At 59.9% G+C, this 14,907-nt stretch carries 15 protein-coding genes and 1 pseudogene; 12 read left to right on the top strand and 4 right to left on the bottom strand.

From position 1 onward, the window contains the following. The 3 genes and pseudogenes from P3T22_RS27350 to P3T22_RS27360 all read right to left on the bottom strand — a co-directional run. Positions 1-151 (bottom strand): annotated as a pseudogene (locus P3T22_RS27350) (2-methylcitrate synthase); the annotation flags it as partial. Between the two features lie 163 nt (positions 152-314). Then, positions 315-1,328 (bottom strand): HpcH/HpaI aldolase/citrate lyase family protein, encoded by a 1,014-nt coding sequence (locus P3T22_RS27355; RefSeq protein ID WP_429326651.1) that lies wholly within the window; start codon positions 1,326-1,328, stop codon positions 315-317. Positions 1,329-1,557: 229 nt separating this feature from the next. Next, positions 1,558-2,541 (bottom strand): malate dehydrogenase, encoded by a 984-nt coding sequence (locus P3T22_RS27360; protein WP_063498404.1) that lies wholly within the window; start codon positions 2,539-2,541, stop codon positions 1,558-1,560. Between the two features lie 515 nt (positions 2,542-3,056). On the opposite strand from P3T22_RS27360, the gene P3T22_RS27365 reads away from it, so the two are divergent. The 7 genes from P3T22_RS27365 (at position 3,057) to gltA (ending at position 9,032) form a co-directional block, all read left to right on the top strand. After that, complete coding sequence (locus tag P3T22_RS27365) at positions 3,057-3,857, top strand: GntR family transcriptional regulator (protein ID WP_063500623.1); 801 nt, start codon at positions 3,057-3,059, stop codon at positions 3,855-3,857. 123 nt (positions 3,858-3,980) lie between these two features. Then, positions 3,981-4,397: a succinate dehydrogenase, cytochrome b556 subunit gene (sdhC, locus tag P3T22_RS27370; RefSeq protein WP_063498405.1), complete on the top strand. Its 417-nt coding sequence runs from the start codon at positions 3,981-3,983 to the stop codon at positions 4,395-4,397. 3 nt (positions 4,398-4,400) lie between these two features. Further along, entirely contained in the window at positions 4,401-4,769 is a 369-nt protein-coding gene (sdhD, locus tag P3T22_RS27375; protein ID WP_063498406.1) for a succinate dehydrogenase, hydrophobic membrane anchor protein, read from the top strand. Between the two features lie 4 nt (positions 4,770-4,773). Next, positions 4,774-6,549: a succinate dehydrogenase flavoprotein subunit gene (gene sdhA, locus P3T22_RS27380; RefSeq protein ID WP_063498407.1), complete on the top strand. Its 1,776-nt coding sequence runs from the start codon at positions 4,774-4,776 to the stop codon at positions 6,547-6,549. Positions 6,550-6,573: 24 nt separating this feature from the next. Next, complete coding sequence (locus P3T22_RS27385; protein WP_054034792.1) at positions 6,574-7,278, top strand: succinate dehydrogenase iron-sulfur subunit; 705 nt, start codon at positions 6,574-6,576, stop codon at positions 7,276-7,278. Between the two features lie 84 nt (positions 7,279-7,362). After that, the gene (locus P3T22_RS27390; protein ID WP_063498408.1) at positions 7,363-7,638 is read left to right on the top strand and encodes a succinate dehydrogenase assembly factor 2; all 276 of its coding nucleotides are present in this window, start codon (positions 7,363-7,365) and stop codon (positions 7,636-7,638) included. Between the two features lie 92 nt (positions 7,639-7,730). After that, entirely contained in the window at positions 7,731-9,032 is a 1,302-nt protein-coding gene (gene gltA, locus P3T22_RS27395) for a citrate synthase (protein WP_063498409.1), read from the top strand. Between the two features lie 406 nt (positions 9,033-9,438). Here the strand turns inward: gltA and P3T22_RS27400 are convergent, their stop codons facing one another. Continuing rightward, complete coding sequence (locus P3T22_RS27400; protein ID WP_429326652.1) at positions 9,439-9,693, bottom strand: hypothetical protein; 255 nt, start codon at positions 9,691-9,693, stop codon at positions 9,439-9,441. A 119-nt stretch (positions 9,694-9,812) separates the two neighbouring features. Here P3T22_RS27400 and leuC point away from each other — a divergent pair, with 119 nt between their 5' ends. The 5 genes from leuC (at position 9,813) to asd (ending at position 14,778) form a co-directional block, all read left to right on the top strand. Further along, positions 9,813-11,222 (top strand): 3-isopropylmalate dehydratase large subunit, encoded by a 1,410-nt coding sequence (gene leuC, locus P3T22_RS27405; RefSeq protein ID WP_063498411.1) that lies wholly within the window; start codon positions 9,813-9,815, stop codon positions 11,220-11,222. Positions 11,223-11,228: 6 nt separating this feature from the next. Then, the gene (locus P3T22_RS27410) at positions 11,229-11,387 is read left to right on the top strand and encodes an entericidin A/B family lipoprotein (protein ID WP_028196115.1); all 159 of its coding nucleotides are present in this window, start codon (positions 11,229-11,231) and stop codon (positions 11,385-11,387) included. Between the two features lie 86 nt (positions 11,388-11,473). Continuing rightward, positions 11,474-12,127 carry a 3-isopropylmalate dehydratase small subunit gene (gene leuD / locus P3T22_RS27415; RefSeq protein ID WP_063498412.1) on the top strand — a complete coding sequence of 218 codons (654 nt, stop codon included), beginning with the start codon at positions 11,474-11,476 and terminating at the stop codon, positions 12,125-12,127. 78 nt (positions 12,128-12,205) lie between these two features. Then, on the top strand, positions 12,206-13,273 hold the full coding sequence (gene leuB / locus P3T22_RS27420) for a 3-isopropylmalate dehydrogenase (RefSeq protein ID WP_429326653.1): 1,068 nt from the start codon (positions 12,206-12,208) through the stop codon (positions 13,271-13,273). 383 nt (positions 13,274-13,656) lie between these two features. Further along, the gene (asd, locus tag P3T22_RS27425; RefSeq protein WP_429326654.1) at positions 13,657-14,778 is read left to right on the top strand and encodes an aspartate-semialdehyde dehydrogenase; all 1,122 of its coding nucleotides are present in this window, start codon (positions 13,657-13,659) and stop codon (positions 14,776-14,778) included. Positions 14,779-14,907: the final 129 nt, after the last annotated feature.

The raw sequence follows: 14,907 nt of genomic DNA on the forward strand, positions 1-14,907 counted from the left end.
GGTAGTGCAGATCGTTGCCGGTCTTGCCGACCGTGCAAAGCGCGGTATTGCCAGCCGTCACGCCGGACAGCGCCACGGATTTCTTCGGTTTGAAGCCGCTTTTAGGATCGTTCTCGCCTTGTGCACCGGCGGTTTGCGTCGTCTCGCTCATCTCCCGCAATCTCCTTTGTGCCTGCTCGTTGCTTCTGGTTGAACCGCGCATTCGACGTCTGTTCCCCGCTGCGTGAAACGCTGCTGTGATTCGCTTGCACGGCTCCACGCGAGGGTGCCGTTCAGCGCCGCCACGCCGGCGGCTGCGTTGACCATCATGCTCATCATGCAGCTTGCCCGTTAGTGCCCACTTTCGTGAAGAGCGGCGCGGCGTCTTGCGGGACGGCGCGGCCAGTGGATTGAGCGCGACGCAGCACCGACCAGTAATAGCGATAGCTCGCCCGGTCGTGCAGCGTGTCGTGATGGCGCGTCGGTCCCCATTGCGCGGACTGCGCGGCCAGCAGAATTTCGGTAGCGGTGACGATTTCTTCGTCGCGCGCTGCAAACGCGGCCACGATCGCCTCGATCTGCGCCGGGTGGATGCTCCACATGCGCGTGTAGCCGAACTCGTTGCGGGCGCGGGCGGCGTCGTTCGCGACCACATTCATGTCGCGCACTTCTGTGCTGACGTTATGCGACGGCACCTTGCCATACGCATGGCAGGCCGCCGAAATCTCAAGCTTCGCGCGCCGTACGAGCGGGTGATCGAACTGACCGGGCGAGCGCATGGCGGTATCGGGAATCGCGCCATCGTGTGCGGAAACGAAGTCCATCAGGCCGAAGCTCAGCGCCTCGACGCCGGGGAGCGCCGCCAGATCGAACACGCGCGTCAGCGCGCCATGCGTTTCGACCAGCAATTGCACCGGCACCGGCTGCGCAATGCCGAGCTCGCAACGCGTCGCTTCGATGAACGCGACCATTTCGGCGGCGTCGGGGACGTTGCGGATCTTTGGGAGGGTGATGTAAGCAGGCGCTCGCTTTGCCGCGCGCAGAAGGAGGCGGACGTCGTCACGCCAGTGCGCGTGATCGAAGTCGTGAATCCGCACGCCGACGCGGCCGAAGCGGTCATGCTCGCTGCCAAGCAGCGACGCGACCAGCTCCGCATGTTCGGCTTCCCGACCGACCTGTGCGCCGTCTTCACAATCAAGCGTGATGTCGAACACCGGGCCAAGTTGCTGCTGCAATGCGAGTGATTTCAGCATCAGCTTCTCGCTGCCGGCGTAGTGATCGCAGGCAGGCAGCACAGCGGGCGGCACTTCGCCGTCAAACAGCACTTCGGCGGGTGTGAGGGCGCGCATCTTCGGCGTCAAGGGCGTGGGTGGTCGTTAGGGAAATCTGATGCGGATGCGCTCTGTTCGGCCATGGTCAGGCAGCCGCGCAAAACGCGTTCGAATCAGATGCGGATACTGGCACGACAAATTGCAGAGTGAACTGCAAAATGGAGCGCCGTATCTGCATTCGCACGTAAAAAACCGGAACCCGCTGCGATAAAGCTACGGAGTTCCGGTTCGTCTGCATCAAAGGTGCTTAGCCGAGCAGGTGTTGAACGCCGTCGCGTTCTTCCAGCAGCTCGTTCAGCGTGCCGTCCATCTTTTCGCGCGAGAACGCGTCGATTGCCAGACCTTCAACACGCTTGTACTCGCCGTTTTCGCACGTAACCGGCACACCGTAGATGATGTCTTCCGGAATGCCATACGAACCGTCCGACGGGATACCCATGGTGACCCACTTGCCGTTCGTGCCGAGCACCCAGTCACGCACGTGGTCGATCGCCGCGTTCGCTGCCGACGCTGCCGACGACAGGCCGCGTGCCTCGATGATCGCCGCACCGCGCTTGCCGACGGTCGGGATGAACGTGTTGCGGTTCCACTCTTCGTCGTTGATCAGCTTGGTCAGGTCCTGACCTTCTGCTGTTGCAACGCGGAAATCCGGGTACATGGTCGGCGAGTGGTTGCCCCACACAGCCAGTTTTTCGATCGAAGCGACCGGCTTGCCCGACTTGGCCGCCAGTTGCGACAGCGCGCGGTTGTGGTCGAGGCGCAGCATGGCGGTGAAGTTCTTCTTCGGCAGATCCGGCGCCGACTTCATCGCGATGTATGCGTTGGTGTTGGCCGGGTTGCCGACCACCAGCACCTTCACGTCGCGGCTGGCGACTTCGTTCAGCGCCTTGCCCTGAACCGTGAAGATTTCGGCGTTTGCCGACAGCAAATCCTTACGCTCCATGCCTTTCGAACGCGGACGTGCGCCGACCAGCAGGGCAACGTCTGCATCCTTGAATGCAACCTTCGGGTCGTCAGTGATCACGACACCCGACAGCAGCGGGAATGCGCAATCATCCAGTTCCATCACGACGCCTTTGACGGCGCCTTGCGCTTGCGGCAGGTCGAGCAGTTGCAGGATAACCGGCTGATCCTTACCGAGCAGGTCGCCATTGGCGATGCGGAACAGTAGGGAGTAAGCGATTTGACCTGCGGCGCCGGTGACGGCAACGCGCTTTGCGGGCTTAGCCATTGAGAAATCTCCAGGACGATGCGTTAGACGCTAGGGAAAACGCCATTCTATATGCGCCTTCAACGAAGCGTTGTGAAACACGGCGGAATTCACTGTTCGCGTACAGCCTCGGAATGTGCCGAGGCTGTACGGCGCGCTACGGCAAGACCGCCATGCCGGAAACCTGTACTGCTCTGCTTGAGAGAGCGGGGAGCGAGGCATGTTGGCGCCGGGTAGCCGCTGCACGGTGCGGGCTCCTGCAAACAGCGCGTTTCGGCAAGCGTCTGGCCAACGAATGGCGGCGAATCGAAACCTGGACTGCGTGGGAACAGCATGGTGCAGAGTGGCTGCCGGTGCGCTGCGGCGCTGCATTGCGTAGTGCAAAACAGTCGCCGGAAAACCCGCAAACCCTTGCTCGACAAGGAGTGTAGGAGCCGTTAGGCGCAAAGTCAACATTATCTTATGTCTTATATAAGACATATCTATTGCGGGGGAAACCCTAGACGCGGGCGGGCCCTTTATGATGAAATATGCGGATGACTTCGAACCAGGCGAACACCGCGAATCCGACCGGCCAGGTGGCCGCGGGCGAAGGTGTATCCGCTGCCATGCCCGCCACGTCGCCCACTTTCAGTCCTTTGTATCAGCAGATCAAGGGCTTGATTACGCAGAGCCTCGAAACCGGCGAGTGGAAACCTGGCGAGATCATTCCTAGTGAAGTCGAATTGGCGGCAAGATACAAGGTCAGTCAGGGAACAGTGCGCAAAGCGATCGACGAGCTTGCCGCCGACAACCTGCTGGTGCGCCGCCAGGGCAAGGGTACTTTTGTTGCAACGCACAACGAAGACCGCGCCCAATTTCGCTTCCTCAGATTGCTGGCCGATGACGGCGCGGAGCACCCGCACGTCAGCCGCCTGCTTGAATGCCGGCGCTTGCGCGCTTCGGCTGACATCGCCCGGCAACTCGATCTGAAGCCTGCCGATCCGGTGGTGCTGATCAAGCGCTTGCTGCAGTTCGACGGCGAAGTCACCGTACTCGACGAAATCTGGCTGCCCGGCGCGGTGTTCCGCGGACTCACGCTCGAGCGGCTGTCGGAGTATAAAGGTCCCCTCTACGCGATGTTCGAGACTGAATTCGGCACCCGCATGATTCGCGCAACGGAGAAGATCCGCGCGGTCGCGGCTGAGCCTTCAGTGGCTGACCTGTTGCATGTGCCGGCGGGTTTTCCACTTCTCTCGGTGGAGCGCGTCTCCTATACATATGGAGACCGGCCGGTTGAGGTGCGCCGTGGTTGGTATGTCACAACCGGGTATTACTATCAGAACGATTTGAGCTGAGTCGGATGAAGAAGGCGCCTTTATCGCGCACGCTGTAAAGGACCTGTGGTGGTTTTCGCTGCAGCGCGATATAAAAAGGCGCTAAAATTGCGGATTAGTGTGACTACATAGTAGGGGTCTAGCATGGCTGAAACCGTAAAAAAACCGAGGCCGGAATTCCGGAACATCGGTATCGGGCAGATTTTGACGGCATACCGTCTTCCGCTAGCGGGGCGAGTGTCGATCTTGCACCGCTTGAGCGGTGGTCTGCTTTTTGTTTTTCTTCCGTTCCTGCTGTACCTCTTTGATCAGAGCCTGACTTCCGAACTGAGTTTCGAAGTCTTCAAAGGTTTCCTTTCCAACATCATCGTCAAGCTCATCACGCTCGTTCTCGCGTGGGCCTTTCTGTTTCACTTCTGCGCCGGCATCCGTCACCTGGTGATGGACACCAACCACAGCGCGGTCACCAAGGAAAAGGGCAAGCAAACGTCGATCGTCGTTCTGGTCGTCTCGTCGCTTCTGACGATTGCTTTTGCGCTCAAACTCTTCGGAGCATTCTAAAAAATGGCAGCTAACAACCGAATCGGTCCGAAGCGTCTCGTCGTCGGCGCGCACTACGGTCTGCGCGACTGGCTCGCCCAGCGCATTACCGCCTGCATCATGGCGGTCTACACGGTGATCCTGCTCGCGTGGTTCTTCGGCGCGCGCGATTTCTCATATGACGGCTGGGCGTCGATCTTTGCGACGCAATGGATGAAGCTCGCCACGTTTGTCACGCTGCTGTCGCTGTTCTATCACGCGTGGGTGGGTATCCGCGACATCTGGATGGACTATGTGAAGCCCGTTGGCATGCGTCTGTTTCTTCAAGCGCTGACGATCGTCTGGCTGCTCGCCTGTGCGGGCTACGCTGCGCAGATTCTCTGGAGAGTGTAAAAGAATGGCTGCAATCAAAAATTCTCTGCCGCGTCGCAAGTTTGACGTGGTTATCGTCGGCGCAGGCGGCTCGGGGATGCGCGCTTCGCTGCAACTCGCGCGTGCCGGTCTGTCGGTTTGCGTGCTGTCCAAGGTGTTCCCGACGCGTTCGCACACGGTGGCTGCCCAAGGCGGCATCGGCGCATCGCTCGGCAACATGAGCGAAGACAACTGGCACTACCACTTCTACGACACGATCAAGGGTTCCGACTGGCTCGGCGACCAGGACGCGATCGAGTTCATGTGCCGTGAAGCACCGAATGCCGTGTACGAGCTCGAACACTTCGGCATGCCGTTCGACCGCAACGCTGATGGCACGATTTACCAACGCCCGTTCGGCGGCCACACCGCCAACTATGGCGAAAAGCCGGTGCAACGCGCTTGCGCGGCGGCTGACCGTACCGGTCACGCGCTGCTGCACACGCTGTATCAGCAAAACGTGGCTGCCAAGACGCAGTTCTTCGTCGAATGGATGGCGCTGGACCTGATCCGCGACGCCGACGGCGATGTGCTCGGCGTGACCGCGCTGGAAATGGAAACCGGCGACGTTTATATCCTCGAAGGCAAGACCACGCTGTTCGCTACGGGCGGCGCGGGCCGGATCTTCGCGGCATCCACGAACGCGTTCATCAACACCGGTGACGGCCTGGGCATGGCTGCGCGTTCGGGTATCGCACTGCAAGACATGGAATTCTGGCAATTCCACCCCACCGGCGTAGCCGGCGCGGGCGTGCTGATTACCGAAGGCGTGCGCGGCGAAGGCGGCATTCTGCGTAACTCGAACGGCGAGCGTTTCATGGAACGCTACGCGCCGACGCTGAAAGACCTGGCGCCGCGCGACTTCGTCTCGCGTTCGATGGACCAGGAAATCAAGGAAGGCCGTGGTGTGGGTCCGAACAAGGATCACGTGCTGCTCGACCTGTCGCACATTGGCGCCGAGACGATCATGAAGCGTCTGCCCTCGATCCGCGAAATCGCCATGAAGTTCGCGAACGTCGACTGTATTAAAGAGCCGATTCCGGTTGTGCCGACCATCCACTATCAGATGGGTGGTATCCCGACGAACATCAACGGCCAGGTCGTTGGCACGTCGCGGGATCACAAGGAAGTCGTCAACGGTTTCTACGCAGTGGGCGAATGCTCGTGCGTGTCGGTGCACGGCGCAAACCGTCTCGGCACGAACTCGCTGCTCGACCTGGTAGTGTTCGGCCGTGCGGCCGGCAACCACATCGTCAAGCACGTGAAGGACATCAAGGAGCACAAGCCGCTGCCGGCCGACGCGGGCGATTTCTCGCTGGCTCGTCTGAACAAGCTGGACAAATCCACGTCGGGCGAATACTCGCAAACCGTTGCGGCCGACATCCGTTCCACGATGCAGGCGCACGCCGGCGTGTTCCGCACGTCGAAGCTGCTGGCCGAAGGCGTCGAGCGGATTCGCGAAGTAGCTGCACGTGTGGACAACATCTACCTGAAAGACAAGTCGAAGGTGTTCAACACGGCACGTATTGAAGCGTTGGAAGTGGAGAACCTGATCGAAGTGGCACGCGCCACGATGGTTTCCGCCGAAGCGCGCAAGGAAAGCCGCGGCGCGCACGCGCAAGACGACTTCGAACATCGCGACGACGAAAACTGGCTGCGCCATACGCTGTGGTTTAGCGAAGGCGATCGCCTCGACTACAAGCCGGTTCAGATGCAACCGCTGACGGTCGAATCGGTACCGCCGAAAGCGCGTACCTTCTAAGGCACAAGTCAAAGGAATTCAGAAATGGCTAAGCGTACATTTGAAATTTACCGCTACGATCCGGATAAGGACGCGGCGCCGCGCATGCAAACGTACGAGATCGAAATCGACTCGCACGAACGGATGCTGCTCGACGCGCTGCTCAAGCTGAAGGCGATGGACGAAACCTTGTCGTTCCGCCGTTCGTGCCGCGAAGGCGTGTGCGGTTCGGACGCAATGAACATCAATGGCAAGAATGGTCTGGCCTGCTTGCAGAACATGAACGACCTGCCGCAAAAGATCGTGCTGCGTCCGTTGCCGGGCCTGCCCGTCGTGCGCGACCTGATCTGCGACTTCACGCAGTTCTTCAATCAGTATCACTCGATCAAGCCGTACCTGATCAACGATACGCCGCCGCCGGAAAAGGAACGTCTGCAGTCGCCGGAAGAACGCGACGAACTCGACGGCCTGTACGAATGTATCCTGTGCGCTAGCTGCTCCACGTCGTGCCCGAGCTTCTGGTGGAATCCGGACAAGTTCGTCGGCCCGGCTGGCCTGTTGCAAGCCTATCGTTTCATCGCGGACAGCCGTGACGAAGCGACGGGTGAGCGCCTCGACAACCTGGAAGATCCGTACCGTCTGTTCCGTTGCCATACCATCATGAATTGCGTCGACGTCTGCCCGAAGGGCCTGAACCCGACCAAGGCGATTGGCAAGATCAAGGAATTGATGGTTCGCCGCGCTGTTTGATATGAACCACCCCGCGCTCCCTATCGTTCGCTGCCCCCAAGGGGGGCGGTCAGTGCGCTTGGGAGCGGCCCGGCGCGTACTGACATGAACAACGAAACATCGCATCAGTCCGACCCTCTCCGCCGCGCGCGTCTTCGCTGGCGCGCGCGGCGGGGCCTGCTGGAAAACGATCTGATCTTTGAACGTTTTTTCGGCCGATATGAGCATGACCTCAGCGATGCCGATGTAGGCGCTCTCACGCGCCTGCTCGAGCTGAGCGATAACGACCTGATGGACTTGCTGCTCGCGCGCAAGGAACCGGAAGGCGACCTTGCCGACCCGGATGTGATCCGGGTGCTGGCGCTGTTGCGCAACGCTTGAGCGCCGCGAACTTTTTGGGCGCCGCTTGTCCGTTGTTCCCAGGCGTGCAAATTATCGAAACCCTGTTTCCATACTTCGATTGAGGATGTGCTATGACCCCGTCAGATGTTAAAGCCACGCTATCGTTCAGCGACAATTCGCCGAGCGTTGAAATGCCGATTTACAAGGGCACTCTCGGCCCGGACGTGATCGACATCCGCAAACTGTACGGCCAGACTGGCAAGTTCACGTACGACCCGGGCTTTATGTCGACGGCGGCGTGCAATTCGGCGATCACGTACATCGACGGTGACAAGGGCGAGCTGCTGTATCGCGGCTACCCGATCGACAACCTCGCGCAAAACGCCGACTTCCTCGAAACCTGCTATCTGCTGCTGAAGGGCGAACTGCCGAACGCGCAGCAGAAAGACGAGTTCGTGAACACCGTCACGAAGCACACGATGGTGCATGAGCAAATGCACTTCTTCTTCCGTGGCTTCCGTCGCGACGCGCACCCGATGGCGATTCTGGTCGCTGCAGTCGGCGCGCTGTCGGCGTTCTACCACGACTCGCTCGACATCAACAATCCGCGTCACCGTGAAGTGTCGGCCATTCGCATGATCGCGAAGCTGCCTACGCTCGTCGCGATGGCGTACAAGTACAGCATCGGCCAGCCGTTTGCGTACCCGAAGAACGACCTGTCGTACAGCGCGAACTTCATGCACATGATGTTCTCGAACCCGTGCGAAGAGTACAAGGTCAACGACGTGCTGGTGCGCGCGCTGGACCGTATCCTGATCCTGCACGCAGACCACGAACAGAATGCATCGACCTCGACGGTTCGTCTGGCGGGTTCGTCGGGCGCGAACCCGTTCGCGTGTATCGCGGCCGGTATCGCTTGCCTGTGGGGCCCGGCGCACGGTGGTGCGAACGAAGCCGCACTGAACATGCTGGAAGAAATCGGCTCGGTCGACAACATTCCTGAGTTCATCAAGCAGGTGAAGGACAAGAACTCGGGCGTGAAGCTGATGGGCTTTGGTCACCGCGTCTACAAGAACTACGATCCGCGTGCGAAGCTGATGCGCGAAACCTGCCACGAAGTGCTGGAAGAGCTGGGCCTGCACGACGACCCGCTGTTCAAGCTGGCCATGGCACTGGAAAAGATCGCGCTGGAAGACGAATACTTCGTGTCGCGCAAGCTGTACCCGAATGTCGACTTCTACTCGGGCATCGTGCAGCGCGCGCTGGGCATCCCGACCTCGATGTTCACGTGTATCTTCGCGATGGCACGTACGGTCGGCTGGATTGCACAGTGGAACGAAATGATCGCCGATCCGGAACAGAAGATTGGCCGTCCGCGTCAGCTGTTCGTCGGCGATACGCCGCGTGAAGCGAAGCCGATCGCGCAACGTTGATCGGGTTTGAGTCTGCGTGGTTCGCAGTGTGGTGATTGCTGCGAGCCAGTGCGGAATCAGCTGATAAGAAACGCCCCAACGGGTTCACTGTTGGGGCGTTTTGTCTTGCGGCGTTAGATCTCGAGCGCCAGGCGTTGAGGACGAAGCCCGCAAGCTGCGAACTAAGTGTTGTCTTGTGTCTCGTGGAAATATGCCCAGCTGAGCGCCCGGTCTTGCATTCCTGCTGGCAGTGACGCCATGAACTCGCGCGCGCGCGTGAGAACGTCTGACTCGAGGAGTTGAGTAATCGTTGGCGTGCGTGCGACCGTTGCGCAATAACGCATTGAACCAAGGCCGTTGAAGTCGACCGTGGCCGAAGATTTTTTTACGCTGAGGTGCTGCCGTCGCACTGGCGAAAATTTGTCGTTCAGGCGCAGTTCAACGTTTTTTTTGTATTCCAACAAGTTTTTTGTTCGAAATCCCTCTTTCTCGCAAATTTTTTTACCAGCTCGCGGTTGCTCTCGGAGAAGGCCAAACACACCGCGAATACAAAGGCTTGGCGAAGTTGAATCGCTTGTTCGCGGGTGCCAACGGTCAGAAATTCCCGGGCGAAGAGTCGCGTTTCACGCTTCGCATTGCTCCATTTATTCTTGCCGGGTAACACCCATACAGGTATCGTCACTACCACCCAACTCCCTGTTTTTTATCGGTTTTCTCCGTGATTGAAGGACCCCGGGCGGGATTCTGCGTGGCATAATCGACCGACACAGTCAGCCCGCAGTCATTACTACCCCGCATACCATGGCACAGACTCTCTACGACAAATTGTGGAACACACACGTGGTCCATACGGAAGAAGACGGCACGACGATTCTCTATATCGACCGTCACCTGCTGCACGAAGTCACCAGCCCTCAAGCGTTCGAAGGCCTGAAACTGGCTGAGCGTCCGGTGTGGCGTATCAGCGCGAATCTGGCGGTGTCGGATCACAACGTCCCCACCACGGATCGCAGCCACGGCATTGCCGATCCAGTCTCCAAGCTGCAAGTCGACACGCTCGACTCGAACTGCGACGCCTACGGCATCACGCAGTTCAAGATGAACGACCTGCGCCAGGGCATCGTGCACATCATCGGGCCGGAACAGGGCGCTACGCTGCCGGGCATGACCATCGTCTGCGGCGACTCGCACACGTCCACGCACGGCGCGTTCGGCGCGCTGGCGCACGGCATCGGCACGTCGGAAGTCGAACACGTGCTGGCTACGCAAACGCTCTTGCAGAAGAAGAGCGAGAACATGCTGGTGAAGGTCGAAGGTCCGTTGCCGCGCGGTTGTACCGCGAAAGACATCGTGCTCGCGATCATCGGCAAGATCGGCACGGCGGGCGGCACCGGCTACGCGATCGAATTCGGCGGTTCGACGATTCGCGCGCTGTCCATGGAAGGCCGCATGACGGTTTGCAACATGGCGATCGAAGCAGGCGCGCGCGCCGGCATGGTCGCCGTGGACGACACCACTATCGAATATTTGAAAGGCCGTCCCTTCTCGCCGTCAGGCGTCGAGTGGGATCACGCGGTCGAGTACTGGAAGCAGTTCAAGTCGGACGAAGGCGCGCAATTCGACCGCGTGGTCGAGTTGAACGCCGCGGAAATCGTGCCGCAAGTCACGTGGGGCACGTCGCCGGAAATGGTCACGGCCGTAGACGGCCGCGTGCCGGATCCGGAACGCGAAAAAGACCCGGTCAAGCGCGATGCAATGGAACGCGCGCTGAAGTACATGGCGCTCGAACCGAATGCACCGATCGAATCCATCAAGCCGGATAAAATATTCATCGGGTCGTGCACCAACGCGCGCATTGAAGACATTCGCGCTGCGGCATACGTCGTGAAGAAGCTTGGCCGCCGCGTCGCACCGAACATCCGTCTGGCCATGGTCGTGCCGGGTTCGGGTCTGGTGAAGGCGCAAGCGGAACGCGAAGGCCTCGACAAGGTCTTTACCGATGCCGGTTTCGAATGGCGTGAGCCCGGTTGCTCGATGTGTCTCGCCATGAACGCCGACCGGTTGGATCCGGGCGAGCGTTGCGCGTCCACGTCGAATCGTAATTTCGAAGGTCGTCAGGGCGCCGGTGGCCGTACCCACCTCGTGAGCCCCGCGATGGCTGCCGCCGCGGCTATCGAAGGGCATTTCGTCGATATTCGCAAGCTTGGATAAATACGCATGATGAAGAACATGAATCGCACCACTCTATTGCGCCGCTTCGCACTCGGGACCCTGGCCGGGCTATTGCTCGGTCTGGCCGGCTGCAATACGGTGCACGGATTCGGCGAGGACATGTCGCACCTCGGCAATTCGATCAGCAATCACGCTGACAAATGAGCGGTTTTTGATTTTTGCCGGCGATGCGGCGAGCGGCTTTCCGGCCGCCACGCGCATCGCCCGGTCTTGAAACAGGCGCAAGCGTCATGGATAAATTCATCGTACACACCGGCGTCGTGGCGCCGCTCGATCGCGAGAACGTCGACACGGACGCGATTATTCCGAAGCAATTTCTGAAGTCGATCAAGCGCACGGGCTTCGGTCCGAACGCGTTCGACGAATGGCGTTACCTCGACCACGGCGAGCCGGGCCAGGACAACTCGAAGCGTCCGCTGAATCCGGATTTCGTGCTGAATCAGCCGCGCTATCAGGGCGCGTCGGTGCTGTTGGCGCGCAAGAACTTCGGTTGCGGCAGCTCGCGTGAGCATGCACCGTGGGCGCTGCAGCAATATGGCTTCCGCGCGATCATTGCGTCGAGCTTCGCTGATATCTTCTACAACAACTGCTTCAAGAACGGCCTGCTGCCGATCGTGCTGACCGAACAGCAAGTCGATCACCTGTTCAACGAAACCTACGCGTTCAACGGCTTCAAGCTGACCATCGACCTTGAGGCGCAAGTCGTGCGCACGTCGGACGGCGGCGCTGAGTATCCGTTTGAAGTCGCGGGCTTCCGCAAGTACTGCCTGCTGAATGGCTTCGACGATATCGGCCTCACCCTGCGTCACGCTGACAAGATTCGCCAGTTCGAAGCCGAGCGGATCGCGAAGCAGCCGTGGTTGAATCACCGCATCGTCGGGTAAGGGCTTACAGGCCCACGAGCCCGGTGGCTCGTTGATTCACGCTCAAAAGTCTCGAAGAAAATCATCAAGGAAATTCGCATGAAGATCGCAGTCTTGCCGGGCGATGGCATCGGTCCCGAAATCGTCAAGGAAGCCGTGAAGGTCCTGAACGTGCTCGGCGAAAAGTTCGAACTGGAACAAGCGCCGGTTGGCGGCGCGGGCTACGAAGCAAAGGGCCATCCGCTGCCCGATTCGACGCTGGCGCTGGCGAAAGAAGCCGATGCGATCCTGTTCGGTGCTGTTGGCGACTGGAAGTACGACTCGCTCGAACGCGCACTGCGCCCGGAGCAGGCCATTCTCGGTCTGCGCAAGCACCTGCAATTGTTCGCGAACTTCCGCCCGGCAATCTGCTATCCGCAACTGACGGGCGCTTCGTCGTTAAAGGAAGAAATCGTTTCGGGTCTCGACATCCTGATCGTTCGCGAACTGAACGGCGACATCTACTTCGGCGCGCCGCGCGGCGTGCGTTCGTCGCCGGATGGGCTGTTCGAAGGCGCGAAGGAAGGCTTCGACACGATGCGTTATTCGGAACCCGAAGTGCGCCGTATTGCGCATGTCGCGTTTCAGGCTGCGCAAAAGCGCCAGAAGAAGCTGACGAGCGTGGACAAGGCCAATGTGCTCGAAACGTCGCAGTTCTGGCGCGACGTGATGATCGACGTCTCGAAGGAATACGCGGACGTCGAGCTGTCGCACATGTACGTGGACAACGCGGCGATGCAGCTGGTGAAGGCGCCGAAGTCGTTCGACGTGATCGTGACCGGCAACATGTTCGGCGACATTCTCTCCGACGAAGCCGCCATGCTGACGGGTTCGATCGGCATGCTGCCGTCGGCCTCGCTCGACAAGAACAACAAGGGCTTGTACGAGCCGTCGCACGGTTCGGCGCCGGATATCGCCGGCAAGGGCGTGGCGAATCCGCTGGCCACGATCCTGTCGGCCGCGATGATGCTGCGCTATTCGCTGAACAAGGCGGAACAGGCGGATCGCATTGAAAGCGCGGTAAAGAAGGTGCTGGAACAAGGCTTCCGCACGGGCGACATTCTGACGCCGGGTTGCAAGCAGGTCGGTACCGTGGCGATGGGCGACGCAGTGGTCGCCGCGCTGTAAGGCGCTTGGAAGTCGGTAATCGTGCAGGTGGCAGTTAGGTCGCCAAGCAGTCGTCAAAGCGGCCTTTAAAACGCGAATTGGCCTTCAAACAGGCCGATTCGCGCGTAATACGGGCGACAAGCGGCGGATCTTGACGTCGCCGGATTCCGGTTTTCGTGTATATTGTAGCGATGGTGCACACAGCTCAAATCTCCTCGATTTCGAAACTGCACGGCAAAACGGCCCGTGTGGTTGAGCTCGCCATTACCACCAAAACGCTCGTTAAAGCGATTACCCCGAAAACGATCACGAAACGCTGATCGTCCGTCGTGCCCGCCCATCTTCCCCGCGCGGTCACTGCGGGCAAAGATGCGGGGAAGTTTCCACTCGAAGGGTATGAAGTCATGAACGTAGGTCTCGTAGGTTGGCGCGGTATGGTCGGCAGCGTCCTGATGCAACGCATGCAGCAGGAAGGTGATTTCGACTTGATCGAACCGGTGTTTTTCAGCACCAGCAACGCGGGCGGTAACGCGCCGTCGTTCGCCAAAAACGAGACCAAGCTCAAAGATGCGGCAAGCATCGAAGACTTGAAGAAGTGCGAAGCGATCATCTCCTGCCAAGGCGGCGATTACACGAACGAAGTGTTCCCGAAGCTGCGCGCAGCGGGCTGGAACGGCTACTGGATCGACGCGGCTTCGTCGCTGCGTATGAAAGACGACGCGGTCATCATTCTCGATCCGGTCAACCTCGACGTGATCAAGAATGCGCTGGTCAAGGGCCAGAAGAATTTCATCGGCGGCAACTGCACGGTCAGCCTGATGCTGATGGCGCTGGGCGGCCTGTTCCGCGAAAACCTCGTCGACTGGATGACGGCCATGACGTATCAGGCCGCTTCGGGCGCGGGCGCGCAAAACATGCGCGAACTGCTGCAGCAAATGGGCACGCTGTACGGCGCGGCCAAGGAAGACCTGGCTGATCCGTCGTCGGCGATTCTCGACATCGACCGTCGCGTGCTGAGCGCGATGAACAGCGACCGTATGCCGACCGATAACTTCGGCGTGCCGCTCGCCGGCTCGCTGATTCCGTGGATCGACAAGGATCTCGGCAACGGCATGTCGAAAGAAGAGTGGAAGGGCGGCGCGGAAACCAACAAGATCCTCGGCAAGCCGGCCATGGGCACGCCGGGTTCGATCCCGGTAGATGGCCTCTGCGTGCGGATCGGCGCAATGCGCTGCCACTCGCAGGCGCTGACCATCAAGCTGAACAAGGACGTGCCGCTGGACGAAGTGAACAGCATCCTCGCGTCGGGCAACGACTGGGTCAAGGTCGTGCCGAACGAGCGCGAAGCGTCGATGCGCGATCTGTCTCCGGCAGTGGTGACGGGCACGTTGACCGTGCCGGTCGGCCGTGTGCGCAAACTGGCGATGGGCGGCGAATATCTGTCGGCCTTCACGGTCGGCGATCAGCTGCTGTGGGGCGCGGCAGAACCGCTGCGTCGCATGCTTCGCATTGTGCTCGACAAGTAAAGTAAACTACGCGCTCACGACGCGTAGAAAACTCAAGAAGCGTCGCGCTTGTGCGGCGCTTTTTTCATTGTGTGCTCCGAATATCTTGTCTCTTTCCAACCGCAAAAAAGGGCTGCGCGCTGATGCGCC

Origin of the sequence: Paraburkholderia sp. GAS348 (assembly GCF_050434205.1) — a bacterium.
In the GTDB taxonomy this organism is placed as follows: Bacteria; Pseudomonadota; Gammaproteobacteria; order Burkholderiales; family Burkholderiaceae; genus Paraburkholderia.